At 72.8% G+C, this 25,290-nt stretch carries 22 protein-coding genes; 7 read left to right on the plus strand and 15 right to left on the minus strand.

All coding sequences use genetic code 11. From position 1 onward, the window contains the following. Positions 1 to 2: 2 nt before the first annotated feature. Genes OG552_RS07765 through OG552_RS07775 form a run of 3 tightly spaced genes read right to left on the minus strand, consistent with a single transcriptional unit; the run spans position 3 to position 3,333 of the window. Positions 3 to 443: a response regulator gene (locus OG552_RS07765; RefSeq protein WP_329130605.1), complete on the minus strand. Its 441-nt coding sequence runs from the start codon at positions 441 to 443 to the stop codon at positions 3 to 5. Then, complete coding sequence (locus OG552_RS07770; protein WP_329130607.1) at positions 440 to 2,146, minus strand: sensor histidine kinase; 1,707 nt, start codon at positions 2,144 to 2,146, stop codon at positions 440 to 442. The genes OG552_RS07765 and OG552_RS07770 overlap by 4 nt, the downstream gene beginning before the upstream one ends. Further along, a complete protein-coding gene (locus OG552_RS07775; RefSeq protein WP_329140632.1) occupies positions 2,128 to 3,333 on the minus strand; it encodes a PP2C family protein-serine/threonine phosphatase in 1,206 nt (401 codons plus the stop codon). Before OG552_RS07775 ends, OG552_RS07770 begins: the two co-directional genes overlap by 19 nt. Before the next feature lie 334 nt (positions 3,334 to 3,667). On the opposite strand from OG552_RS07775, the gene OG552_RS07780 reads away from it, so the two are divergent. From OG552_RS07780 to OG552_RS07790, 3 genes are all read left to right on the plus strand, one after another. After that, positions 3,668 to 4,540 (plus strand): alpha/beta hydrolase, encoded by an 873-nt coding sequence (locus tag OG552_RS07780; RefSeq protein ID WP_329130609.1) that lies wholly within the window; start codon positions 3,668 to 3,670, stop codon positions 4,538 to 4,540. A 44-nt stretch (positions 4,541 to 4,584) separates the two neighbouring features. Continuing rightward, a complete protein-coding gene (locus OG552_RS07785; protein WP_329130611.1) occupies positions 4,585 to 5,823 on the plus strand; it encodes a TerD family protein in 1,239 nt (412 codons plus the stop codon). Between the two features lie 201 nt (positions 5,824 to 6,024). Continuing rightward, positions 6,025 to 6,669, plus strand: coding sequence for an HNH endonuclease family protein (locus tag OG552_RS07790; RefSeq protein ID WP_329130613.1), 645 nt, complete (start codon positions 6,025 to 6,027; stop codon positions 6,667 to 6,669). A 109-nt stretch (positions 6,670 to 6,778) separates the two neighbouring features. Here OG552_RS07790 and OG552_RS07795 read toward each other — a convergent pair whose 3' ends face one another. Continuing rightward, positions 6,779 to 8,284 (minus strand): hypothetical protein, encoded by a 1,506-nt coding sequence (locus OG552_RS07795; RefSeq protein ID WP_329130615.1) that lies wholly within the window; start codon positions 8,282 to 8,284, stop codon positions 6,779 to 6,781. A gap of 344 nt (positions 8,285 to 8,628) precedes the next feature. On the opposite strand from OG552_RS07795, the gene OG552_RS07800 reads away from it, so the two are divergent. Together OG552_RS07800 and OG552_RS07805 are read left to right on the plus strand one after the other, a co-directional pair. Further along, positions 8,629 to 9,600, plus strand: coding sequence for an acetylxylan esterase (locus OG552_RS07800; RefSeq protein ID WP_329130618.1), 972 nt, complete (start codon positions 8,629 to 8,631; stop codon positions 9,598 to 9,600). Positions 9,601 to 9,697: 97 nt separating this feature from the next. Further along, positions 9,698 to 11,461, plus strand: coding sequence for an ATP-binding cassette domain-containing protein (locus tag OG552_RS07805; protein WP_329130620.1), 1,764 nt, complete (start codon positions 9,698 to 9,700; stop codon positions 11,459 to 11,461). On the opposite strand, the gene OG552_RS07810 is transcribed toward OG552_RS07805, so the two are convergent. The 11 genes from OG552_RS07810 to OG552_RS07860 form a co-directional block, all read right to left on the minus strand. Beyond that, a complete protein-coding gene (locus OG552_RS07810; RefSeq protein ID WP_329130622.1) occupies positions 11,439 to 12,821 on the minus strand; it encodes an aminotransferase class V-fold PLP-dependent enzyme in 1,383 nt (460 codons plus the stop codon). The genes OG552_RS07805 and OG552_RS07810 overlap by 23 nt on opposite strands. A 266-nt stretch (positions 12,822 to 13,087) precedes the next feature. After that, positions 13,088 to 14,065, minus strand: coding sequence for a 2,3,4,5-tetrahydropyridine-2,6-dicarboxylate N-succinyltransferase (gene dapD / locus OG552_RS07815; RefSeq protein WP_329130624.1), 978 nt, complete (start codon positions 14,063 to 14,065; stop codon positions 13,088 to 13,090). 587 nt (positions 14,066 to 14,652) lie between these two features. Continuing rightward, positions 14,653 to 16,419, minus strand: a complete 1,767-nt coding sequence (locus tag OG552_RS07820; RefSeq protein ID WP_329130626.1) for a DUF2264 domain-containing protein — start codon at positions 16,417 to 16,419, stop codon at positions 14,653 to 14,655. 260 nt (positions 16,420 to 16,679) lie between these two features. Beyond that, the gene (locus tag OG552_RS07825; RefSeq protein WP_329130627.1) at positions 16,680 to 17,018 is read right to left on the minus strand and encodes a metal-sulfur cluster assembly factor; all 339 of its coding nucleotides are present in this window, start codon (positions 17,016 to 17,018) and stop codon (positions 16,680 to 16,682) included. Further along, positions 17,015 to 17,488, minus strand: a complete 474-nt coding sequence (gene sufU / locus OG552_RS07830) for a Fe-S cluster assembly sulfur transfer protein SufU (protein ID WP_329130629.1) — start codon at positions 17,486 to 17,488, stop codon at positions 17,015 to 17,017. Before sufU ends, OG552_RS07825 begins: the two co-directional genes overlap by 4 nt. 13 nt (positions 17,489 to 17,501) lie before the next feature. Next, entirely contained in the window at positions 17,502 to 18,749 is a 1,248-nt protein-coding gene (locus OG552_RS07835; protein WP_329140634.1) for a cysteine desulfurase, read from the minus strand. 26 nt (positions 18,750 to 18,775) lie between these two features. Continuing rightward, positions 18,776 to 19,540, minus strand: a complete 765-nt coding sequence (gene sufC / locus OG552_RS07840; RefSeq protein ID WP_329130631.1) for a Fe-S cluster assembly ATPase SufC — start codon at positions 19,538 to 19,540, stop codon at positions 18,776 to 18,778. A 7-nt stretch (positions 19,541 to 19,547) separates the two neighbouring features. Continuing rightward, the gene (locus OG552_RS07845; protein WP_329130633.1) at positions 19,548 to 19,889 is read right to left on the minus strand and encodes a non-heme iron oxygenase ferredoxin subunit; all 342 of its coding nucleotides are present in this window, start codon (positions 19,887 to 19,889) and stop codon (positions 19,548 to 19,550) included. After that, complete coding sequence (gene sufD, locus OG552_RS07850; RefSeq protein WP_329130635.1) at positions 19,889 to 21,067, minus strand: Fe-S cluster assembly protein SufD; 1,179 nt, start codon at positions 21,065 to 21,067, stop codon at positions 19,889 to 19,891. Before sufD ends, OG552_RS07845 begins: the two co-directional genes overlap by 1 nt. A 63-nt stretch (positions 21,068 to 21,130) precedes the next feature. Further along, positions 21,131 to 22,552 carry a Fe-S cluster assembly protein SufB gene (gene sufB, locus OG552_RS07855; protein WP_329130637.1) on the minus strand — a complete coding sequence of 474 codons (1,422 nt, stop codon included), beginning with the start codon at positions 22,550 to 22,552 and terminating at the stop codon, positions 21,131 to 21,133. After that, positions 22,549 to 23,355, minus strand: coding sequence for a helix-turn-helix transcriptional regulator (locus OG552_RS07860; RefSeq protein ID WP_443070887.1), 807 nt, complete (start codon positions 23,353 to 23,355; stop codon positions 22,549 to 22,551). The genes sufB and OG552_RS07860 overlap by 4 nt, the downstream gene beginning before the upstream one ends. A 204-nt stretch (positions 23,356 to 23,559) precedes the next feature. Here OG552_RS07860 and OG552_RS07865 point away from each other — a divergent pair, with 204 nt between their 5' ends. Both OG552_RS07865 and OG552_RS07870 read left to right on the plus strand, forming a co-directional pair. Continuing rightward, positions 23,560 to 24,486 carry an ABC transporter ATP-binding protein gene (locus OG552_RS07865; protein ID WP_329130639.1) on the plus strand — a complete coding sequence of 309 codons (927 nt, stop codon included), beginning with the start codon at positions 23,560 to 23,562 and terminating at the stop codon, positions 24,484 to 24,486. Further along, on the plus strand, positions 24,483 to 25,268 hold the full coding sequence (locus tag OG552_RS07870; protein WP_329130641.1) for an ABC transporter permease: 786 nt from the start codon (positions 24,483 to 24,485) through the stop codon (positions 25,266 to 25,268). The genes OG552_RS07865 and OG552_RS07870 overlap by 4 nt, the downstream gene beginning before the upstream one ends. The last annotated feature ends 22 nt before the right edge of the window (positions 25,269 to 25,290 follow it).

The raw sequence follows: 25,290 nt of genomic DNA on the forward strand, positions 1-25,290 counted from the left end.
GCTCAGCGGCCGGGCAGCCGGACCACCGAGACGAAGAAGTCGTCGATCTGCCGGACCGCCCGGATGAACTGCGTCAGGTCCACCGGCTTGGTGACGTACGCGTTGGCGTGCAGCTTGTAGCTGCGCACGATGTCCTCCTCGGCGGAGGAGGTGGTGAGGATCACCACCGGTATGGCCGCGAGCTCCGGGTCGCCCTTGATCCGCTCCAGCACCTGCCGGCCGTCGTACTTGGGCAGGTTGAGGTCGAGCAGGATCAGGTCGGGCCGTACCGCGTCGATGTGCGCGCCGCGGCGGTAGAGGTAGTCCAGCGCCTCCTCGCCGTCGCGCACCACGAAGAGGTCGTTGCGGATCTTGTTGTCCTCGAACGCCTCCCGGGTCATCAGCTCGTCGCCCGCGTCGTCCTCGACCAGCAGGACGGAGATCGGCTGTACGGAGTCGGTCATGCGGGCTGCGCTCCCTCGGTGGGTGTCGGTACGTCGCCGGGCAGGGTCTTGACCGCGCCTTCCCCGGCGTCCCCGGCGTCCCCGGATGCCGCCGGGGCCGGCAGGGTGAAGCGGATCCGGGTGCCTTCGGTGAAGCCGGTGTCGACCGAAATTCTGCCACCGTGGTGTTCGACGATCTTCCGGCACATGGCCAGGCCGATCCCGGTGCCCTCGTACACGTCGCGGCTGTGCAGCCGCTGGAAGATCACGAAGACCTTCTCGGCGAACTCCGCCGGGATGCCGATGCCGTTGTCGGCGACGCCGAAGGTGTACATCCCGTCAGGACCGGTGCCGCTCGTCACGGTGATCACCGGCGGGCGGTCCGGGGAGTGGAACTTCAGCGCGTTCCCGATCAGGTTCTGCCACACCATGGTGAGCAGCGTCACGTCACCGGTCACCTCCGGCAGCGCGTCCGGGCGGCGCACCTGCGCGCCGGACTCCTCCAGGGCGCCGGCCAGATTGGCCAGTGCGGCGTCCAGCGCCGTGTCCAGCCGTACCGGCAGCCGGCCGTCGAAGGTGCGGCCGACCCGGGAGAAGGCCAGCAGGTCGGTGATGAGCACCTGCATCCGCTTGGCGCCGTCCACCGCGAAGTCGATGTACTGCACGCCGCGTTCGTCCAGCTTGTCGCGGTAGCGCTTCTCCAGCAGCTGGCAGAAGGAGGCGACCTTGCGCAGCGGCTCCTGCAGATCGTGCGAGGCCACGTAGGCGAACTGCTCCAGCTCGGCGTTGGACCGGCGCAGCTCCTCGGCCTGCGAGGTCAGCTCCGCGGCCTGCACCGACAGCCGCCCGCGCTGCTCGTGCGCCTCGCCGAGCGCCCCGGCCAGCCGGTCGCGCATCGCCTCCACGGTCTCGGCGAGTATCCGCAGATCGGCCGGTCCCGCCGGGGTGATCCGGCCCTCGAAGTCGCCGTCCGCCACCCGCAGCGCGCCCTCCCGCAGCCGGTTCAGCGGCCGGCCGACGCTCTGCCGGAGCAGCAGCGCCAGTACCAGCGCGGCCAGCAGGAAGCAGGCGAGCATCGCCAGGAACACCGCGTCGCGCTGGCCCTCGATGTGCCGCAACTGCCGCTGGCTGTGCTGCCGGTCGGCCAGCAGATGCGCGTCCTCGGCCGCGTACAGCGCCCGGATCCGGTCGAAGGCGTGCCGGCTGCCGTCGAGCAGATCGCTGTCGGTGGCGGTCGGCAGGCCCTGCCGGGCGTGCTGGACCAGCGGCCTCGCGTAGTCGGTGCGCCACTGCGCGGCGGCGTCCTGGAGTGCCTTGAGGTCGGCGGTGGCACGCTTGTTGTCGCTGATCAGCGGGCGCAGCCGGGCGGCGGTGCGCTGCTCGTCGGCGAGACCTTGGGTGTACGGCGCGAGGAACTGCTCGTCGTGGGTGAGGACGTAGCCGCGGACGCCGGTCTCCTGGTCGAGCAGTGCGGACTGCAGCCGCACCCCCTCGACCCGGGCGGGCTGCACCCGGCCGGAGAGGTCGTCGGATATCTGGGAGTTGCGGGCCAGCAGCCGGGCCCCGATCACCGCGAAGACCACCACCAGCAGCACCATCAGGGCGAGCACCAGGTTGAACCAGACCTGGACGGTCGCCCGGCCGCGCAGTCTGGCCCGGGCTTTCGCGGGGGCCGTCAGGTCCTGGGTCAAGGTGTTGCTCCGGGTCACGTTTCCGGCTTCCATCCACTGTCTTGTCCGGTATTCCATCCGACATGCACGACGGCCGCGTCGTCGGCGAGGCCGCCGTGGTCGGCGGTGGCCGTCTCGGCGGCGCTGATCAGGGCATCGACGAAGTCGTCCGGCGACAGCGCGGCATGCCGGCGGGCGAGCGCCAGCAGACCCTCCTCGCCCAGCCGCTCCGGGCCGCCGCCGAACCGCCACTCGAACAGACCGTCGGTGAAGAGCACCAGCGCCGCGCCGTCCAGCGGCAGCGAGGTCACCGGCCAGACCGCGCCGCCCGGCAGCAGGCCGAGCGCCGGGCCGCCCTCGGGCTCGTACCACTCCACGGTGCCGCCGCGGCGCAGCAGCAGCCCCGGGTGTCCGGCCCGCACCACCCGCACCGAGCGGCGGTCCGGCGGGAACTCCAGCTCGGTGACGGTGGCGAAGACGTCGGTGGCGGCGCGCTCGGCGACCAGCATCTGTTCCAGCAGCCCGGTCCGCTCGGCGGTGCCGGTACCGGCCAGTACGAAGGAGCGCCAGGCGACCCGCAGGCACACCCCCAGCGCGGCTTCGGCGGCGCCGTGTCCCGAGACGTCGCCTATGACGACGTGCACGGTGCCGTCCTCGGTCTGCACCACGTCGTAGAAGTCCCCGCCGAGCAGCGCGAGGTCGCGGCCGGGCAGGTAGCGGGTGGTCACCTGGAGGTCGTCGGTCCGCAGCAGCGGCACCGGCAGCAGACCGCGTTCCAGCCGGGCGTTCTCCTCGGCCCGCAGCCGGCTCTCCCGCAGGGCGACGGTGGCCCGCTCGATCTGCTTGCGCTGGACGGCGTAGCGGATGGCACGGTCCAGGGACTGCGGGTCGAGCGAGCTCTTGGAGAGGTACTCGTGGGCGCCGGCCGCGACCGCGGCCAGGCCGGCGTCCTCCTCGGAGAGTCCGGTCAGCACCACCACGGGTGCGCCGGGGGCGTCGCGCAGCAGCCGGGTGACCGCGTCCACCCCGAAGGCGTCGGGCAGGTGCAGATCGAGCAGCACGCAGTCGGGGGCGGGCCCCCCGGTGAGCAGCTTCACCGCCTCCGCGAGGTTGCGGGCCCGCGTCAGCCGCGGTGCGTTCGGCGCGTCGCCGAGGTACTCCTCGACGAGCAGCGCGTCACCCTCGTCGTCCTCGACCAGCAGGACCGTCTGCGAGCCGTCCTGACCGCGCGCGGCCCTGATGTCCGGTACCCCCCTGGGGTCGCGCGCGTGCGGCACCCGGGCCTGCGGCTCCCCTGCCGGAAGGCCGGCCTGGGCCGGGCCGTCGAGCCCGGTCCCCGCCGGGCCGTTCTGTGCCAACTCCCTCATCCTCCAGCTTGCGGCCGCCCACCCACAGATGATGTCGCGCCGAGCGTACGGGAAGTGCCTGTCCCGGCATATGCGGCAATCCCCTTACGCCACCCGCACGCGGGGCGCGCGGGGGCACGGGCGGCTCTGTTCTACTGGGCTCGTGCTGCGACGTTCCACTGGCCCCGTGGGGCAGCCGGCCGGGCGGGCCGGGGAAGGAGACGCCGGGATGGGTGACGGTGGACGGCTGGTGGTACGGCGGCTGCCGCCGCGGGCGACCGCGGGGGTGCTGGTGCTGCCCGGTGGCCGCGAACACGGCCTGCGGCGCCCGGCGCTGCTCGATCTCGCGGCCCTGCGGATGCGCCCGTTCGTGACGGCGCTCGCCGCCGCGACCCGCGATCTCCCGATCGCCCTGGCCGAGGCGCGTTACCGGCACCGCGGCTGGAACGGCGAGCGCGCGGACGCCGCCCGTGACGCGGTGGCGGCGGTCGGAGAACTCTCCCGGCTCACCGGGGGCGGCCCCGTCGTCCTGGTCGGCCACTCGATGGGCGCGCGGGCGGCGCTGCGGGCGGCGGGCGCGTGGGGGGTGAACGAGGCGGCCGGCGGTGCGGCCGGGGCGGCGGGCCGTACCGGCGGGCCGGCCGTCGCGGTCGGTGAGCCCGCCGGGCCGCAGGACGGCGCGGGCGGCGGCCCGGCGGGCGGAGAGCCGCGCGGCCCGGCCGGCGCGGGCACCGTGGCCGGGGTGGTCGCGCTCGGGACGTGGTGGCCCACCGGGGAGCCAGTGGGCGGACTGGCCGGCGTCCGGCTGGTGTTCGTGCACGCGCTCGCCGACCGGGTGACGGCCCCGGACGAGTCGATGCAGGCGGCCGTACAGGCGCGGGCGGCGGGCGCCCAGGTCTGCCGCTACGAACTGGCCGGCGGGGACCACGGGATGCTGCGGCACGCGGCACTGTGGCACGCGCTGACCACCCGGACGGTGTGCGCGCTGCTCGGACTGGCCGTCACCGCACCGGAGGTGGCCTCGGCTTTCGCGCTGCCGCCGGGCTCCGCCGACGGCCTCGCGCTGCCGGCGGAAACAGCGGTCCCCCGGGTGCGCGGGTAATGGAACCGCAAAGCTGAGTCGGTCGTTACCGGGGCATGAACGCTATGACGCCTGGCTCGAATGTGCCGCTCGCCGCCTCCCGGGTGACCGTGGAGGTCGCAGCCGCCGTCCGGCTGGATGTGTCCGGGCTGCTGCTGGGCGCGGGCGGCAAGGTCCGCTCGGACGACGACTTCGTCTTCTACAACCAGCCGCAGGGCGCGGGCGTGACGTACCGCTCGGGCAATGGCTCGGGGCCGGACGGGATCACCGTGGACACCGGTGCCGTTCCCGCCGACGTGGAGAAGATCGTGGTGACCGCGAGCCTGGACGGCGGCGGCCCGTTCGCCGGTGTCACCCCGACCGCCACCGTGCGCGGCGCGGACGACGGCACCGAGATCGCCACCTTCGCCCCGACCGGTCTCGGCCCCGAGACCGCGCTGGTGATCATGGAGGTCTACCGGCGGGGCGGCGCGTGGAAAGTGCGGGCGGTCGGCCAGGGTTACGCCGACGGACTCGCCGGTATCGCCACCGACTTCGGGGTGCATGTGGACGAGCCCGCGGCCCCGGCTCCGCAGGTGGCCGCCGCACCGGCCGCGGCCCCCGTACCGCCGGCCTACGCCAAGCCGCCGACCGGCCCGGCCGCCACCCACCTGCCGCCGCCGCCCGCCGCACCCCCGGCCGCGCCGCCCGCTCCGCCCGTACCGCCGGCGCCCGCTGCCGCGCCCGGCCGGATCAATCTGGACAAGGGCCGGGTCAGCCTCCGCAAGAACGAGACGGTCTCGCTGGTCAAGGCGGGCAAGCCGCTGCTCTCCTCGGTCCGGATGGGCCTCGGCTGGGAGCCCGCCTTCGGCGGCCGGAACATCGACCTGGACGCGTCCGTGATCGCTTACGGCCCGCAGCGCAACCCCATCGCGACGTGCTACTTCGGCAAGCTGATGGTGCTGAACGGGGCGATCCAGCACCACGGCGACAACCTCACCGGCAAGGGCTCGGGCGACGACGAGGCGATCACCGTCCATCTGAGCGGGCTGCCTGCCGAGGTCACCGGCCTGGTCTTCACCGTCAACTCCTTCTCCGGGCAGAAGTTCAACAAGGTCAAGAGCGCGTACTGCCGGCTGCTGGACGAGACCACCGGCGAGGAGTTGGTCCGCTTCGAACTCTCCAAGGGCGAGGCCCGCACCGGAGTTCTGATGGCGAAGATGGTCAAGCAGTTCTCCGGCGAGTGGGAGATGACGGCGCTCGGCGAGTTCCTGGACGCGCGGACCGCGCGGGCGCTGGAGAAGCCGGGAGCCGCCGCGCTCTGACCTCACGCCGGCCGGCCGGCCCGCTGAAAGGCTCCCGTCCGTTCCGGGCGGGGGCCTTTCCCCATGCACTGCGTGCGTCTCGCACATGTCATGGTCACCTAAAATTTACCGCTGACCGTCTACCCGCATAGACCCGGGCCCGGGACCCTGTGATGGCACCGTCCGCACGCCATCGTCCCCCAGCCACGGGAGCGCTCCGTCATGCCCAAAACCCGTCTCCTGCACGGTATCTGCGCCGCCGCCGGATCCGTACTCCTCGCCGCGACCGCCCTGTTCGTCTCCGGCGGCACCGCCCAGGCGGCGCTGCCCACCCCCATCGCCGCCTCCACCGCCCGCAGTTACCTCTCCGGCATGACGGCGACCACCGAGACGCACTCCTCCACCTACGACCGTGACCTCTTCCCGACCTGGATCACCATCTCCGGCACCTGCGACACCCGCGAGTACGTGATCAAGCGCGACGGCACGAGCGTGGTCACCGACAGCGCGTGCAAGGCCACTTCGGGCCACTGGAGCAGCGTCTACGACGGCGCCACCACCACCGACCCGTCGACGTTCGACATCGACCACCTGGTACCGCTCGCCGAGGCGTGGGCGTCGGGCGCCTGGGCCTGGACCACCGCGCAGCGGCAGTCGTTCGCCAATGACACCACCCGGCCGCAGCTGGTCGCGGTGTCGGCCTCCTCCAACCGCTCCAAGGGCGACGACGACCCGGCGGAGTGGCTCCCCCGGGCGTCGTACCAGTGCACCTACGCGCGGGCCTGGGTGCAGGTGAAGCACTACTACGGGCTGAGCGTGGACAGCGCGGAGAAGTCGGCGCTCTCCTCGATACTCAGCGGCTGCTGACCCGGGGTCCGCAGAAACGATCCGGCTGCCCCGGTGCCCACCGGGGCGGCCGTCGTCATCCCCGGGCCGGTGCTCCCCGGACCGGCCGGCGCCACGTGCCGGGCCTCGCTCAGCCCGCCGCGCCTTCCCTGGACCGCGCCTTGAACGCCGCCTTGCGGGCGTCCTTGGCGATCTTGCGGTCCGGGTGCAGCCGGCCCATGGCCTCCAGGACATCGGCGGTGGCGGGGTGGTCGACGCGCCAGGCGGCGTCGAAGAAACCGTCGTGCCGGGCCACCAGGTCGCGGATCAGCTCGCCGAGGAGTTCGGCGTCGTCGTCCGCGGAGAGCTGGGCGGCCAGCGTGTCGATGGTGAGCCAGAAGACCATGGCGGCGCTGGGCGGCGGGACGTCGGCGGCGCCGCGTTCGGTGAGCCAGACCCTCGCCAGGCCGCCGAGTTCGGGGTCGTCGAGCACGTCACGCAGCGCGGGTTCCGCCTCGGCGCCGAGCAGGGCGAGGGTCTGCTGGCAGATCAGCCGCCGGCCGGGTGCGCCCGGGTCGTCACCGCGCGCGGCCGCCAGCAGTTCGGCCGCCGCCTCGGCGGGCTTACGGCCTTCCAGCCACAACTCGGCCTCGGCGCGGGCCACATGGTCCGGGTACTCGGTGAGCGCGTCCAGCAGGTCCACCGCCGGGCCGTCGGCCAGGTCTCCGACCGCGGGCGCGTGGGCGCCGGCGTCGGCGAGCCGCTCGCGCATGCCGTACACACCGAGCGGGCTGAGCTTGACCAGCCCGTACCGCGAGATCTCCTCCGGGTCGAGGTCGTCCGCCGCCGCCTGGGAGAACTCCGGCTCGCTCTCCTCCTCGATCAGCGCCTCGTCCACCGGCTGGTACTCCAGCAGACCGGTCGGCAGCAGCAGCCGGAAGTGCTCGTCCAGCCGCAGCATCACCTCGGTCACCTCCTGGAGGACCGCGTCGCTCGGCTGTTCCATCTCGTCCGGCACCACCAGCGAGGCGGCGAGTACCGGCAGCGGCACGGCGCCGCCCTGGTCACTGTCCGGGGTGGCGCCGTCCATCGCCATCAGCACGTAGAGGTTGGCGAGGGCGGTGTCGAGGAACTCCGCCTCCTGCTCCGGGTCCCAGTCCGCCTCGTCAAGCGCCGACCGGTCGCCGTCGTCCAGGGCCTCGCGCAGGCCCTCGTAGTCGAGCGCGGCGGCGTCGGCCAGCGCGTACTCCGCCGCGCCCAGCCAGGCGTCCAGCACCTCGTGCGGGTCGCCGGCGGCCACCGCCTCGTACGCCTCACCGCGTACCGCACGGCCGGCCGCCTCACCGACCAGCGTGCTCTCCTCGGCGCCTTCCTCGATCTCCAGCCGCAGCAGGCCGGTCTCGACGGCCGCGCCCCACGCCTGCGCGACCTCGCCGAGCCCTTCTTCGCCCTCGGTGCCGTCCAGACCCAGTTCGGTGGCGGCGGCCACCAGGTCCGCCTCCAGGAGTTCGCCCATCGCGTCGACCTGCCGCTCCTCGCCGGCCCAGCGCACCAGCCGCAGGGCGCGGTCCAGCAGCGGTACGGCCGGCGCCAGCCGGGCCAGTTCGTCCGCGGGCAGGAGCCGCACCGGCGGCAGAACGAGAGGACTTGCGGACATTGGACGGACTCCCATTCGGACGCATCGGCAAGGCGGAGCACGGGTCGGCGGACCCGGCGACGGCGCCCGGCGTCACACCGACCGGACGCACGGCATCAGCGTATTGCCTGCGCGCCCTCCCGCCCGCCCGCCGCTCACCCCGCGTGCGGCCCGGGCCGACGGTCACCCCGTCGTTGTCGGCCGCACGAAGGCGCATTATCGTCACCCGTGGCCACCGCAGGACCCGGGGTCACCGCAGACCGTCGCGGTGGTCGGCCCGTCCGCCGGCCCCGGCGGTCCGTACGGCACCTGACCGGATCCCGCGGGGCCCGTGCGCACACCGAGGAAGAAGAGGCCGTTCCGCCATGCTCGTCGACGTCCCCCTGCCGCAACTGCGTTCCTACCGCCCCGACCGCTCCGAGCCCGCCGGCTTCGACGCCTTCTGGGACCGCACCCTGGCCGAGGCACGTGCCGCGGCCGTACCCCCGGTCTTCGCCCCTTACGACGCCGGGCTGCGGACCGTCGAGGTCTTCGACGTCACCTTCTCCGGTTACGACGCCCACCCGGTCCGGGCCTGGCTGATCCTGCCGCGCGGCGCCGCGGGCCCGCTGCCGTGCGTGGTGGAGTACATCGGGTACAACGGCGGGCGCGGCCTGCCGCACGAGTATCTGACCTGGTCGGCGGCGGGTTACGCCCACCTGGTGATGGACAGCCGCGGCCAGGGCAGCGGCGGGTACACCCACGCGGTCACCCCCGACCCGGCGCCGGCCGGTGACCCCAGTACGCCCGGCTTCCTCACCCGCGGCATCGGCTCGCCGGAGACGTACTACTACCGGCGGCTCTTCACCGACGCCGCCCGCGCCGTGGACACCGCCCGTGCGCACCCGGCGGTCGACCCCGACCGGGTCGCGGTCGCCGGCGCCAGCCAGGGCGGCGGTATCGCCATCGCCGCCGCCGCGCTCTCCCGGGGCCTGGCCGGGGCGATGGTGGACGTGCCGTTCCTGTGCGACTTCCGGCACGCGGTGGAGATCACCGACAACCACCCGTACCTGGAGCTTGTCACCTACTGCCGCACCCAACGCCACCGCGCGGAGGCGGTGTTCGACGTGCTGGACTACTTCGACGGCGTCAACCTCGCGGCCCGCGCCACCGCTCCCGCGCTCTTCTCGGTGGCCCTGATGGACGCGACCTGCCCGCCCTCGACGGTCTTCGCCGCGTACAACCACTGGGCCGGGGCGGACAAGGACATCCGGGTCTGGAAGTACAACGGCCATGAGGGCGGCGGGGCGTTCCAGACCGCGGCGCAGATGGCGCGGCTGGCGGAGCTGTTCGGCTGATCCGCGTACGCTGCCTGCGGCCGGTGCCCGTCCCGCCGGGGGACGGCGGGACACGGCCCACAGGAACGGGCGAGCCAGGGGCTCGGGAGGGAGAGCCATGGGCGCGGACGGGCTGCGGATCGACGTGGACGGCGTCGGGCAGCGGGTGGGCGGGGGCCGGCGAAGCCGCGGCAGGTCCCGGGAGACGCTGGCGGGGGTGACGCTGAGTGTCGCGCCGGGCGAACTGCTCGCGGTGGCCGGCGCCAGCGGCTCGGGGAAGACCACCCTGCTGGAGCTGATGGCCGGGCTCCGCTCCCCCGGCGCCGGCGAGGTCCGGCACGACGGCACCGAACCCGCCCTGCTGCGGCCCGCGCTGGGCTATCTCCCGCACGGCAACGTCATGCACGAGGACCTGCCGCTGGTCCGGGCGCTCGGTTACGCGGCCCGGCTGCGAATGCCGGCCAGGACCGGCGCGGTGCGGCTGGCCGCGGCGGTGGACGACGCACTCGCGGCGGTGGGGCTCTCCGCGCGGGCAGTGCAGCGGCTGCGGACCCTCAGCGAGGGCGAGCGGCGCCGTGCCTGCATCGCGGTGGAGCTGCTGACCCGGCCACGGGTGCTCTTCCTGGACGAGCCGACGACCGGGCTCGACCCGGCGACCGGCGCCGAACTCATGGGCACCCTGCGGGACTTGGCACGCGAAGGGGTGACGGTGGTGCTCACCACCCACGCCCCGGCCGATCTGGCCCGCTGCGACCGGGTGCTCTTCCTCTCCCCGGCCGGCCGCCCGGCCTACCTCGGCGGACCCGGCGGCCTGACGGCGGCCTTCGGGGTCGGGACGCCGGAGGAGGTGTACGGCGCGGTGGCCCGCGGCGCCGAGCGGACCGGCGAGGAGACGGCAGTCCGGCGGGCCGACCCGCTGCCGGGGCCCGGCCACCAGGTCGAGGAGACCCGCAGCACGACCGCCCCGGAGGCGGGTTCGCCGCTCGGACCCTTCGGCCAGTGGTGGCTGCTGACCCGGCGCAGCGCCGAACTGCTGCTGCGCAACCGGCCGGCGGCAGCGGTCGTCGCCGGCTCGCCGCTGGTCATCGTGGCGATGTTCGCGCTGCTCTTCCGGCCAGGTGCCTTCGATCCGGCCGCGCCCAGCCCGGGTTCCGCGGCGATGATCCTGTTCTGGATCGCCTTCGGCGGCTTCTTCTTCGGCCTCACCTACGGACTGCTGCAGATCTGCGCCGAACTGCCGGTCGTACGGCGCGAGCGGCTGACCGTGCTGCGGCTCGGCCCGTATCTGCTGTCGAAGGCGGCCCTGCTGATGCCGGTGCTGGCGGCGGCCGACGCCCTGCTGCTCGTGGTGCTGCGCGCCCTGGACCGGCTGCCGGCGGCCGGCTGGGGCACCTACGGTTCGCTCTTCACCACGGTGCTGCTGGCGTCCGCCGCGGCGCTGGCGCTCGGTCTGCTGGCGTCGGCGGCGGTGCGCGAGCCGGGGCAGGCGACGCTGATGCTGCCGCTGCTCTGCTTCCCGCAGGTGCTCTTCTCCGGTGCGTTCGTACCCGTGCCGCAGATGGCATGGGCCGGGCGGGTGCTGAGCGCGGCGATGACGAACAGGTGGGCGTTCGAGGCGCTGGGCGCCGGCATCGGGCTGCCGGCGCTGTGGGCGCACGGGGCGTCGCCGCTGGGGCCGCCGCTCCTGGCGTCCTACGGCGACTCGTTCGGGCGGGCGACGTGGGTGAACTGGCTGCTGCTGGCCGGCTTCACCCTGCTCTTCCTGGCCGGGGCGTGGGCGGTGCTGGCCGCCAAGTGCCGTACGGTCGGCGGCCCTTCGCGGCAGGTGCGGTCCGGCGCCCCGGCCGCCGCCGTGGCGGTCAGCACACCAGCCGAGGGGTGAGGCCCGTCGGGTCGGGGACCCGGTCGCCGTAGGTCTCGGCGACGAAGGCGAGGAAGGCGTCGATGTCCGCCCGGTTGGAGGAGATGCCGAGCGAGACCCGGACGGCGCCGCCGGAGGGCAGCCCGAGCCGGCCCAGGTAGTCGTCGATGGTGCCGGTGGCGGTGCGGACCGCGCCGCCGAGCACGTCCCGGTCGATGGCGAACGCGGCCTCGCCGGTCCCCGGGTTGCAGAAACAGCCGGTGCGCAGCGAGATCCGGCGGGCCGCGCTGTCCCGGGCGACGATCCGTTCGTCGATGACGCCGCCCGCAGGGTCGAGGAGGTTGAGCGCCACGGTGCCGCCGCGGCCCACCGGGTCCTGCGGGCCGTAGACCCGGACCAGCGGGCTGCCGCCGGTGTGCCGCAGCGCGGCCAGGCCGGCCAGCAACTCGGCCGTCAGCGCGGTCACATGACGGTGTATGGCGTCGACTCCGCCGGCCGCGGACCGTATCCAGTCCAGACCCCACTCGACGTCCGGGATGCTGAGGTAGTTGACGGTGCCGTCCTCGAAGGCGGCCTCGCCGTCCGCCATGTGGTGCCACTGGCCCTGGGCGCTGACCACATGGATGGTGCCGCCGGAGAACCACGGGCGGCGCAGCCGGGCAAGGGATTCCCTGCGGGCGATCAGCGCGCCGAGGCCGGTCGGGTAGCCGAAGACCTTGTACCAGCTCACCGCGACGAAGTCCGGCCGCACCGCGGTCAGATCGAGGGTGTTGGCGGGGGCGTAGGCGGCCGCGTCGAGCAGCACGTCCCAGCCGGCCGCCCGGGCGAGCGCCACCCACTCCAGGGAGTGCTGCACCCCGCTGAAGTTGCTCTGCGCGGGATAGGCCAGCAGGCCGGTGCCGCCGCCTTCCAGCACCGCCCGCATGGCGGTGGCGTCCAGACCGAGGCGGGGCGCCTCCAGCGGCACCAGGACGGTGCCGGCGCCGCGGCTTCTGGCGTACTCCCGCAGGCCGTTGACGGAGTTGTGGTTGTCGAGGGTGAGGGCGAGCCGGCTGCCGGGGCGGAACGGGTACGCCTCGCCGACCAGCCGGCACGCCCCGGTGGCGTTGGCGGTGAACACCACCGCGTACTCGTCCGGATCGGCGTGGAAGTGGTCCAGGACGCGGCGCCGGGCGCTGTCCACCAGCGCGCCGGAGGCCGCGGAGGCGGGGCTGACCGAGTGCGGGTTGCCGAAGCAGCCGGCCGCGATCCGGTCGGCGTGCGCCCGCACCTGGGCGCGGGCGGCGAGGCCGGCGCCGGTGTGGTCGAGGTAGACGTGGCCGCCCTCGTCCAGATATCCGTATCCGTACTCGGCGGAGCGCAGTGCGGCGAACACGGTCATGGATCGGCTCTCCCCCCGGCGGCGCGGTTCCTGTGACCAGGATGGCATTCCGCGGGAGCGGCGGACCGGAAACGAGCGCGGCATCGCCCCGCGGCGGGCGGCCCGCCCCGGCCCGCCCCGGCCCACCGCACTGGCGTCGCTGCGCGGCGGGGCCGCTCGGCGCTGAGGACGCGGCTGCGCCCGGCCCGCCCCGCCGTACCGGGCGGTGGCAGGGGGCCGGGCGCGGTGTCCACCCCGCGTCGGACGGGGCGGTGTCCGGGGCCGCGTCAGTTGTGGCTGTGCAGCACGGAGTTGAGGCCGCCCCAGGAACCGGTGCGCTGCAGCACCTCGACCTTGCCGGTGGTGGAGTTCCGCCGGAAGAGGAGGTTGTCGGCGCCGGAGAGTTCGACGGCCTTGACGATCTGGCCGTCCGGGAGGGTGACGCGGGTGCCGGCGGTCACGTAGAGGCCCGCCTCGACGACGCAGTCGTCGCCCAGCGCGATGCCCAGGCCGGACTCGGCGCCCAGCAGGCAGCGTTCGCCGACCGAGACGCGCTGGGTGCCGCCGCCGGAGAGGGTGCCCATGATGGAGGCGCCGCCGCCGATGTCGGAGCCGTCACCGATGACCACGCCCTGCGAGATGCGGCCCTCGACCATGGAGGTGCCCAGGGTGCCGGCGTTGAAGTTGCAGAAGCCCTCGTGCATCACGGTGGTGCCGGCCGAGAGGTGGGCGCCGAGGCGGACCCGGCCGGCGTCGGCGATACGGACGCCGGCCGGCGAGACGTAGTCGGTCATCCGGGGGAACTTGTCGATGCCGTACACCCCGAGGTGCAGGCCCTCCGCACGGGCCGCCAGCCGGGTCGCTTCCAGCCGGGGGACCGGCACGGGGCCCAGCGAGGTCCAGGCGACATTGGCCAGCAGGCCGAAGATGCCGTCGAGGTTCAGCTCGTTGGGACGGACCAGGCGGTGGCTGAGCAGGTGCAGCCGCAGGTACGCGTCGTGCGCGTCGAGCGGCTTGTCGTCGGTCGAGCCGATGACGGTGTGGACCGCGATGATCTCGACGCCGCGGCGCGGGTCGGGACCCAGGGCCTTCGGGGCGGCGTCGCCGAGGGCCTTGGCGGCCTCCTCGGCGGACAGCCGCTCGGTCCCTGCGGGACCGGGCTCGTCGGTGAGCTCCGGGGCGGGGTACCAGGTGTCGAGTACGGTGCCGTCGTCTGCGACGGTTGCCAGGCCGGAGGCGATGGCGCCGGGGCGGGTCTGAGTCATACCCCGACGCTAGCGTTTGCCCCGCGGGGGCGCGTCACCGGCTCACCCGCCGCACCCCCCCCGGCCCCCGCCGGCCCCCGGCCCCCGCCGGCCCCCGGCCCCCGCCGGCCCCCGGCCCCCGCCGGCCCCCGGCCCCCGCCGGCCCCCGGCCCCCGCCGGCCCCCGGCCCGCGCCGGCCGCCCCCGCCGGGGGCGTCCGGCTGGCGCCGGGCCCCCGGCCCGCGCCAACTGGCCCCGCGGGGCCAGCCCCGCCGAGTCCTCGGCGTCGGCTGCGCCGAACAGCGGTTGCGGCCACCGCGGTGCGCCGACTGCGGAGGACTGCGGATGACTGCGGATGACTGCGAGGCATCAGCCCCCGCCGCTCCACGGAAGCGTCCCTGCCACCGCGATCGGCTGCCACCAGAAGCTCGCCGCTGCCCAAGCCCGCTGCCACCGAAACCCGGTGCCGGAACCCGGCGCCGCCGGAATCGGCTCTCACCGGAATCCACTGCCACCAGAAACCACCACCACCCAAACCCACCGCTACCCAAGCCCGGTGTCACTGCCGGCTGTGTGCGGGTCGTGGTGGAGGGTCGGCGGCCAGGGGCCTCAGTAGCTCCACGGTGGGGGATCCTCGGTCCAGGCGGGGGCCTGGGAGGGGGCCGCGCCGAGGACTGCGCAGCGGAGCCAGTGGGAGCCCGGGGGGAGGTCTGTTGAGAGGAGGGGGAGGCAGGTGCGGGGGGAGAGGACGTTCGTGCCGGGGAGGAGGTCGATGACATCGGACTCGCGGAGGCCGGAGAGGTCGCGGAGACCGGAGAGGTCGCCCGCGGCGGAGACCGCGTGCGCGGCGCCCGGTTCCGCCGCACGGCGGGCCCCCTCGCGGGGGACGGCGAACGCGGCCTCCGCGGCGTGCAGGGCGCGGCCCGTGCGGATGTGGTGGGTGCGCAGGTGCCACGGAGGCGCCGCCGTGAGCCACGTGATGATCTCGACGTCGGGGAAGGGGCGCCAGACGCTGCGCACCGTGCCGTCCCCGGTCAGCACCTCGGGGTCGGCGGGCTCCTCACGGACCCGGTAGTGCGTCCCGTCCTCACTGACCGCCAGCATCGAGTCGTACGCACCCTGCGCGAGCCCCGCGTCACCCGCCGGAAGGCTGAACCCGAAGCGGGTGGAGTACGCGAACTTCGCGTACTTGGCCGCCCCGCCCCGCGCCCACATGTTCCGCTGCCGCCCGCTGAGCAGCGTCACGTCCCCGCCGGAGCGCATCACCACCGCACCGGCCGCGGGCTGCTCCAGCACGGCGGGCGACCGCACGGCCGGCCCCTCCTCCTGCGCGGTCCAGAAGGCGTGCTCCGCCGGCAGCGCCAGCGGCAGGAACGCCTTGAGCGCCCAGTAGGGCGACGCCGGCCCGTTGTACTGCTCGGCCACCGCCGGCTGCGGATAGCCGTATCCGATGGTCAGCAGCCCGTCCGGCGAGGTCTGCGCGGTGCGCGCCCGCCACCACCGGAGGTGCCGCAGCAGCAGCCCCTTGACCTCGCCGTACGGCACCGCGTCCACGCCCGCGTACGGCAGCGCGCCCCAGAAGGCGCCCTGGGCGAAGCGGTAGGTGAGGCTGCGGCCGAAGGGCACCGCGGAGCCGTCGTCGGCGAACCAGTGCCGGAAGCCGGTCGCGAACGCGGCGGCGCGCTGCCGGAAGCGTTCCGCGCGGGCCGGGTCCTGCGCGCCGGCCAGCGCCGCGTAGATGAGGCCGTAGAAGTGCATCGCCCAGGGGATGTAGTAGTCGCGCTGCTCGGTGGCGCCGTCGCCGTACCAGCCGTCGCCGAGCAGATACGTCTCCAGCCGGTCGAGACGCGCGTGGCGGGCCTCGCGGTCGTGGGCGTAACCGATCCGGTCCAGGCCGAGGCTGATCATCACGGGGAAGAAGTTCCAGTTGTTCTCGGGGGTGCGGGCGTCGATGAAGCGCGCCAGCCAGTCGGCGGCCCGGTCGCGTTCCTTGCCGGTGAGCGGGTCCCAGAGCCGTTCGGGGACGAGAGCCAGCGCGAAGCCGAGGGCGGCGGTCTCGACGGTCCGCTGGTCGATGCCGTCCGGGGTGCCCCAGAACTCGGGGTGCCCCGGGTCTGTGCCGGCCGCGAACCCGCGGGCCCACAGGTCCCAGTGCGCGAAGTGACCGCCGCCGGCCGCCAGCGGGGCCAGCCCCCACAGCGGGCGGGCGTACCCCTCCAGGTCGGCGGCGGTGTCGTCGTGGTGGGCGGTGTTGACGCCGAGCCGGATCCGCGCACCGGCCGGGCTCGCGTACCGCACCAGCGGTCCGGCCAACTCCGTCACGTACCCCTGCAGGTCCGCCCGCGCGCCGCCCGGGTGCTCCGTACCGCTGGCCATGGCTGGCCGCCTTCCGCCGTCCGACCGGTGTCGCGGACCACTCTCGCCACCCCGGCCGTCCAGCGTCAACGGATCAAGACCGGCCGGGAGGGACGGGGGACGGCCGGGTGGCCGGTCCCGGCGGGTCACCCGGACGGACCGGCCGGTCCCCGGCGAGTCACCCGGACGGACGTACAAACAGCGGCGGGCGGCCACCGCTTCACTCGCGGTGGCCGCCCGCTCCGCGGCCTGGTGTGTGGACGGACGTGCGCACGTGCGGCTCAGACGTTGAAGCCCAGCGCCCGCAGCTGCTCACGGCCGTCGTCGGTGATCTTGTCGGGGCCCCACGGCGGCATCCAGACCCAGTTGATCTTGAGGTCGTTGACGATGCCCTCGGTCGCGGTCCTCGCCTGCTCCTCGATCACATCGGTGAGCGGACAGGCCGCCGAGGTGAGGGTCATGTCGAGCGTGGCGATGTTGGTGTCGTCGATGTGGATGCCGTAGATGAGGCCCAGGTTGACGACGTCGATGCCCAGTTCGGGGTCGACCACGTCGTAGAGCGCCTCGCGGAGTTCCTCTTCGGAGGCCGGCTTGACGGCGACCTCGGTGTTGTCGGTCATGCGGTCTCCTTACCAGCGTTGCCGGCCGTGCCGGACAGCGCCTGGGCGGTCGCGTCCTTCCAGGCCATCCAGCTCAGCAGCGCGCACTTGACGCGCGCCGGGTACTTGGAGACGCCGGCGAACGCCACGGCGTCCTCCAGGGTCTCCTCCATGGCGTCGTCCGGCTCGATACGGCCGCGGGACTGCATCAGCTCCAGGAAGGTCTCCTGGATCCGCTGCGCCTCGGCCACCTCCTTGCCGACGAGCAGTTCATTGAGCACCGACGCGCTGGCCTGGCTGATCGAACAGCCCTGACCCTCGTACGACACGTCGCTGATCACGGCGCCGTCCATCCGTACCCGCAGGGTGATCTCGTCACCGCAGGTGGGATTGACGTGGTGCACCTCTGCTTGGCCGTCCCGCAGACCGCGCCCGTGCGGATGCTTGTAATGGTCCAGGATCACGTCCTGGTACATCGAGTCCAGCTTCACAGCAGCACCACCATCAGCCGAAGAAATTCCATACCTGCTCCAACCCGTCGACCAGGGCGTCGACCTCGGCCGGAGAGGAGTACAGATAGAACGACGCCCGCGTGGTCGCAGGAATTCCGTACCGCAGGCAGACCGGCCGCGCGCAGTGGTGGCCGACCCGGACCGCGATCCCCTGCTCGTCCAGCACCTGCCCCACATCGTGCGGGTGAATGTCACCGAGGGTGAAGGAGATCGCCGCGCCGCGGTCCTCGCCGGTGGCCGGGCCGATGATCCGCAGGTCCGGGACCTCCAGCAGCCGGCCGATGGCGTAGTCGGTGATCGCGTGCTCGTGGGCGGCGACCTTGTCCATGCCGAGCGCGGTCAGATAGTCCACCGCCACCCCGAGGCCGATGGCCTGGGCGATCGGCGGGGTGCCGGCCTCGAACTTGTGCGGGGCGGGCGCGTAGGTGGAGGAGTGCATCGAGACGGTCTCGATCATCTCGCCGCCGCCGAGGAACGGCGGCAGATCCTCCAGCAGCTCCTGGCGGCCCCACAGCGCGCCGATGCCGGTCGGGCCGAGCATCTTGTGGCCGGTGAAGGCGACGAAGTCCGCGCCGAGCGCCTGCACGTCTATCGGCATGTGCGGTACGGCCTGCGAGGCGTCGATCAGCACCAGCGCGCCGACGTCCTGGGCGCGGCGGACGATCGCCTCGACCGGGTTGACGGTGCCGAGGATGTTGGAGACCAGCACGAAGGAGACGATCTTCGTCTTCTCGGTGATGACCTGCTCGATGTCGGACAGGTCCAGCCGGCCGTCGTCGGTGAGCCCGAACCACTTCAGCTTGGCGCCGGTGCGCTGCGAGAGCAGCTGCCACGGCACGATGTTGGAGTGGTGCTCCATCTCGGTGATGACGATCTCGGTGTCGCGGTCCACCCGGTACGGCTCGTCGGCCCAGCCGAGCATGTTCGCCACCAGGTTCAGCGACTCGGAGGCGTTCTTGGTGAAGATCACCTCGTCGCGGCTGGGCGCGTTGATGAAGGCGGCGACCTTGTCACGGGCCCCCTCGTACAGCGCGGTGGCCTCTTCTGCCAGCACGTGCACCCCGCGGTGCACATTGGCGTTGGAGTTCATGTAGTACGCGTTGACCGCGTCGAGCACCGCTTGCGGCTTCTGCGAGGTGGCCGCGTTGTCCAGGTAGACGAGCTTCCGGTCGTCGTGGACCAGGCGGTCCAGGATGGGGAAGTCCTTGCGGATCGCCTCGGTGTCGAGGAGGCCGGGCAGGACCCGGCGGGCCGAGGTGGGGTCTGTCACGCGGAAGCGCCGCCCTTCACATAGGACTCGTAGCCCTCTTCCTCCAGCTTGTCGGCGAGCTCGGCGCCGCCGGACTCCACGATCCGGCCGGCCGAGAAGACATGCACGAAGTCAGGCTTGATGTAGCGCAGGATGCGCGTGTAGTGGGTGATCAGCAGGGTGCCGACCTCGCCGCTCTCACGGACCCGGTTGACGCCCTCGGAGACGATGCGCAGCGCGTCCACATCGAGGCCGGAGTCGGTCTCGTCCAGGATGGCGACCTTCGGCTTGAGCAGTTCGAGCTGAAGGATCTCGTGGCGCTTCTTCTCACCGCCGGAGAAGCCCTCGTTGACATTGCGCTCGGCGAAGGCGGGGTCCATGTGGAGGTGTTCCATCGTCTCCCGGACCTCCTTCACCCAGGTGCGCAGCTTCGGGGCCTCGCCGCGGATCGCGGTGGCGGAGGTGCGCAGGAAGTTGGAGACCGACACCCCGGGGATCTCGACGGGGTACTGCATGGCGAGGAAGACGCCCGCGCGGGCGCGCTCGTCCACCGTCATCGCCAGCACGTCCTCACCGTCGAGGGTGACGGTGCCGCCGGTGACGGTGTACTTCGGGTGGCCGGCCAGCGAGTACGCGAGGGTGGACTTGCCGGAGCCGTTGGGGCCCATGATGGCGTGGGTCTCCCCCTGCTTCACGGTCAGGTCGACGCCTTTCAGGATCTCCTTGGTGGAGTTGTCGGCTTCGACGGTGACGTGCAGGTCGTGGATTTCAAGCGTTGCCATGGGTGACTCAGGACTCCTGGGTGACGGAGACGAGCACGTCGTCCCCAACGATCTTTACGGGGTATACGGGGACCGGCCGCGTCGCGGGCAGCCCGGACGGCTTGCCGGTCCGCAGGTCGAAGCTGGAGCCGTGCAGCCAGCACTCGATCTGGCAGTCCTCGACCTCGCCCTCGGAGAGCGAGACATTGGCGTGCGAGCAGATGTCGTTGATCGCGAACACCTCGCCGCAGGTGCGGACGACCGAGACGGGCACACCGCCGAGTTCGACCCTACGGGGCGTGTCCTCGTCCAGATCGCTCAGCGCGCAGGCGCGGACGTAGGAGGCTTCGGCCTGTTCGGGAAGGCTCATCAGACCGACGCCTTCAGCTCGGCGTCGATCTTCGCCATCAGGCGCTCCTCCAGGTCGGGCAGCCCGATCTGCTGGACGAGTTCGCCGAAGAAGCCGCGGACCACCAGGCGGCGGGCCTCGTCGGCGGGGATCCCGCGGGACATCAGGTAGAACAGCTGCTCGTCCTCGAAGCGCCCGGTCGCCGAGGCGTGGCCGGCGCCGACGATCTCACCGGTCTCGATCTCCAGGTTCGGCACCGAGTCGACGCGGGCGCCGTCGGTGAGCACCAGGTTCCGGTTGAGCTCGTAGGTGTCGGTGCCCTCGGCGGTGGCCCGGATGAGCACGTCGCCGATCCACACCGCGTGCGCGTCCTGCCCCTGCAGCGCGCCCTTGTAGGCGACGTTGGAGCGGCAGTGCGGGGTGTCGTGGTCGATGAAGAGCCGGTGCTCCTGGTGCTGGCCCTTGTCGGTGAAGTACAGGCCGAACAGCTCGGCCTCACCGCCGGGCGCGCCGTAGACCACCCGGGGGTGCAGCCGGACCAGGTCGCCGCCGAAGGTGACGACCACCGACTTGAAGCTGGCGTCGCGGCCGACCAGGGCGGTGTGCTGGGCGGCGTGCACCGCGGTGTCGTCCCAGTCCTGCACGGAGACCACGGTGAGCTTGGCGCCGTCGCCGATCTGGTACTCGACATTGGCGGCGACCACCGCGTCACCGGTGTGGTCCAGGACCACGACCGCCTCGGCGAAGGCGCCGACCTCGATCACCTGGTGACCGTAGGAGGTGCCGCCCTCGCCGTGCACGGAGATCCGGACCGGCTCGGTGAGCACGGTCTCCTTGGGGATCGAGATGACCGAGGCCTTCTCGAAGGAGGAGTACGCCTGGGCGGCCACCCGGTCGACGGGCTTGCCCGCCTTGCCGAGCCGGGGGTCGGTGCGGTCCACCGTCTCCACGGTGACGGCCTCCGGCGCGGTCACCTCGACGCGCAGCGCGCCGGTGGCCTCCGCGGTGCCGTCGTGCAGGCCGCGCAGCCGCTCCAGCGGAGTGAAGCGCCACTCCTCCTCGCGCCCGTTCGGCACCGGGAAGTCGGCCACGTCGAAGGACGCGGCCGCACTGACCCGGGCGTCGGTGGGCTGGGCCACCGGCTGCCCCACCGTGATCGCACCGTCGGTGGTGCTGCCCGCAGGGGTGTTCTCAGCCATCGCTTCTGCTTACTGCTTTCTGGTCGGGACGTGTGGGCCGTCGGGCGGGCGGGCTGCGGGCGGTCAGCCCACCGAGCCCTCCATCTGGAGCTCGATCAGCCGGTTGAGTTCCAGCGCGTACTCCATCGGCAGTTCCTTGGCGATCGGCTCGACGAATCCGCGCACGATCATCGCCATCGCCTCGAACTCGGTCATGCCGCGGCTCATCAGGTAGAAGAGCTGGTCGTCGGAGACCTTGGAGACGGTGGCCTCGTGACCCATCGACACGTCGTCCTCACGGACGTCCACGTACGGGTACGTGTCGGAGCGGGAGATGGTGTCCACCAGCAGCGCGTCGCAGAGCACATTGGACTTCGCGCCGGTGGACCCCTCGCCGATCTCGATCAGACCGCGGTAGGAGGTACGGCCGCCGCCGCGCGCCACCGACTTGGAGACGATGTTCGACGACGTGTTCGGCGCCATGTGCACCATCTTGGCGCCGGCGTCCTGGTGCTGGCCCTCGCCGGCGAAGGCGATGGAGAGCGTCTCGCCCTTGGCGTGCTCGCCCATCAGGTAGACCGCCGGGTACTTCATGGTGACCTTGGAGCCGATGTTGCCGTCGACCCACTCCATGGTCGCGCCCTCGTAGGCCACGGCACGCTTGGTGACCAGGTTGTAGACGTTGTTCGACCAGTTCTGGATGGTCGTGTAGCGGCAGCGGCCGCCCTTCTTCACGATGATCTCGACCACCGCGGAGTGCAGGGAGTCCGACTTGTAGATCGGCGCGGTGCAGCCCTCGACGTAGTGGACGTAGGCGTCCTCGTCGACGATGATCAGCGTCCGTTCGAACTGGCCCATGTTCTCGGTGTTGATCCGGAAGTAGGCCTGGAGCGGGATCTCCACGTGCACGCCCTTCGGCACGTAGATGAAGGAGCCGCCGGACCACACCGCGGTGTTCAGCGAGGCGAACTTGTTGTCGCCGGCCGGGATGACGGTGCCGAAGTACTCCTGGAAGAGCTCCGGGTGCTCGCGCAGCGCGGTGTCGGTGTCCTGGAAGATGACGCCCTGCTCCTCCAGGTCCTCGCGGATCTGGTGGTAGACGACCTCGGACTCGTACTGCGCGGCGACACCGGCGACCAGGCGCTGCTTCTCGGCCTCCGGGATGCCCAGCCTGTCGTAGGTGTTGCGGATGTCCTCGGGCAGGTCCTCCCAGGACTCGGCCTGCTTCTCGGTGGACCGCACGAAGTACTTGATGTTGTCGAAGTCGATGCCCGAGAGGTCGGAGCCCCAGGTCGGCATGGGCTTCTTACCGAAGAGCTTCAGGCCCTTCAGCCGCAGCTTCAGCATCCACTCCGGCTCGGATTTCTTGCCGGAGATGTCGCGGACGACGTCCTCGGAGAGGCCGCGCTTGGCGGCGGCGCCGGCGACGTCGGAGTCGGCCCAGCCGTACTCGTATGTGCCGATGCCTTCGAGCTCCGGGTGAGTGGTCTCCGTGGGAGCAGTCATGCGGGGTTCCTCCCGGACGTGCTGGCTGATGCTCGGTCTGGTGCAGGGGTTCGTACCGCGGCCTGTGCCGCGGGTTCCGCTGGGGGTGGATCAGGTGCGGTCTGGTGCGCCTGCGGGATGAAGGTGGTGCACACCCCGTCGCCGTGGGCGATGGTGGCCAGCCGCTGGACGTGGGTCCCGAGCAGCGTGGAGAAGACCTCGGCCTCCGCCTCGCACAGCTGCGGGAACTGCTCGGCGGTGTGGGCCACCGGGCAGTGGTGCTGGCAGAGCTGCTCTCCGGCAGGGCCGGGAGCACTGCGAGCCGTAGCAGCGTACCCGTCCGCCGACAGGGCCAAGGCGAGTGCCTTGGCCCGCTCGGCGGGGGGCGCCGCCTCGACCAGTGCGCGGTACCGCTCGGCCTGCGCGGCGACGCGGGCGCGGGCGAACGCGGAGACCGCGGCCTGCCCGTCCTCACCGCCGCCCGCCGCCTGGGCGATCCACCGCAGTGCGTCGGCGGCCAGCTGGTCGTACCCCTGGTCGAACGCGTCCCGGCCGCAGTCGGTGAGCGCGAAGACCTTGGCGGGGCGGCCGCGGCCGCGGTTGCCGTACACCCGCTGATCGCGGGGTTCCACCACATTGTCGGCGACGAGCGCGTCAAGGTGACGGCGTACCGCCGCCTGGGTCAGTCCGAGGCGCTCGGCGAGATCGGCGGCGGTGGACGGTCCGTGGTCCAGGATGGAGCGGGCGACCCGGTTGCGGGTGCGCCGCTCCCCGGTCGTCTGCTCTTCCGCCGCCCCCTGGGCAGCCCCGTCCACGTATTTCACAAGCCCATTGTTGCGTAATTCCTCTGGGACCGGCAAGCGGCCACGATCGCGGGCACGGTGGTCTGCATCACTTAGGGTCACCTAAGCAGCTGGGATGTGCGCCGGGCCCACGGCCGGGGCGCGCGGACCGCGCGGCCACGGCGGCCGCGCGCGTATTCCGCCCTGCCGCCACCGGGGCCCGGCCCGCTCCCTAGACTCGACGCCATGCGAAACGAGCCCGCGGTCGAGGTGACCGGTCTGGTCAAGCGGTACGGATCCAGGACCGCGGTGGCCGGCCTCGACCTCACCGTCGCCCGTGGCGGCGTCACCGCGGTGCTCGGCCCCAACGGCGCGGGCAAGACCACCACGGTGGAGATCTGCGAGGGGTACCGGCGGCCCGACGGCGGCGCGGTGCGGGTGCTGGGCCTCGATCCGGTGGCGCAGAGCGCGAAGCTGCGGCCGCGGATCGGGGTGATGCTCCAGTCGGGGGGCGTGTACCCGGGAGCGCGCGCCGTCGAAATGCTGCGGCACGCCGCCACGCTCTACGCCGATCCGGTCGACCCGGACGTGCTGATCGAACGGCTCGGCCTGGAATCCTGCGGACGGACCACCTACCGCCGGCTCTCCGGCGGTCAGCAGCAGCGGCTCGCGCTCGCCATGGCGGTGGTCGGCCGCCCCGAGCTGGTCTTCCTGGACGAGCCCACCGCGGGCCTCGACCCGCAGGCCCGGCACGCCACCTGGGACCTGGTACGGGAGCTGCGCTCGGACGGCGTCACAGTCGTGCTCACCACCCACTTCATGGACGAGGCGGAGCAGCTCTCCGACCAGGTGGTGATCATCGACAGCGGTCGCGCGATAGCGGCCGGCACCCCCGAGGCGCTGTGCCGCGGCGGCGCCGAGAACACCCTGCGCTTCTCCGGCCGCCCCGGCCTCGACCTGCCCTCCCTGCTCAAGGCACTGCCCGCCGACACGATCGCGGTCGAACCGTCCCCCGGCAGCTACCGCATCGAGGGCAAGGTCGACCCCCAGCTGCTGGCCACCGTCACCTCCTGGTGCGCCCAGCACGGCGTCATGCCGGACCACCTCGCGGTGGAGCGCCGCACCCTGGAGGACGTCTTCTTGGAACTGACCGGCAGGGAGCTGCGGGTATGACCACCGAGATCGGGTACGCCGACGGCTCGTTCGCCCCACGGCCGGGAGCCGCGCCGCTCGGGCGGATGATCCGGGCGCAGGCGGCGCTGGAGACCAGACTGCTGCTCCGCAACGGTGAACAGCTGCTGCTCACCGTGGTGATCCCGGCGCTGCTGCTGGTGCTCTTCAGCGCGGTGGACATCGTGGACACCGGCGCGGGCAAGTCGGTGGACTTCCTCACCCCGGGCATCCTGGCGCTCGCCGTGCTCTCCACCGCGTTCACCGGTCAGGCCATCGCCACCGGCTTCGAGCGGCGCTACGGCGTGCTGAAGCGGCTTGGCGCCTCGCCGCTGCCGCGCTGGGGACTGATGACCGCGAAGACCTGCTCGGTGCTGGTCACCGAGGTCCTGCAGATCGTGCTGCTGACGGTGATCGCCCTCGCCCTGGGCTGGTCCCCGCACGGCAACCCCTTCGCCGTCCTGCTGCTCCTCCTCCTCGGCACGGCCGCGTTCTCCGGGCTCGGCCTGCTGATGGCCGGCACCCTGCGGGCCGAGGCGACGCTCGCCGCCGCCAACCTGGTCTTCCTGCTGCTGCTGGTGGCCGGCGGCGTGATCGTGCCGATGGACAAGTTCTCCGGCGGCGTCCAGTCGGTGCTGAAGCTGCTGCCGATCTCGGCGCTGTCCGACGGGCTGCGGGACGTACTCCAGCACGGGGCCGGCATGCCCTGGGGCGACCTGGGCATCCTCGCCGTCTGGGCGGTGGTGGCGCTCGCCGCGGCGGCACGCTTCTTCCGCTGGGAGTGACCCCGGGGGCCACCGCCTGCGG

The sequence above is a fragment of the Streptomyces sp. NBC_01476 genome, from assembly GCF_036227265.1.
Lineage (GTDB): Bacteria > Actinomycetota > Actinomycetes > Streptomycetales > Streptomycetaceae > Actinacidiphila.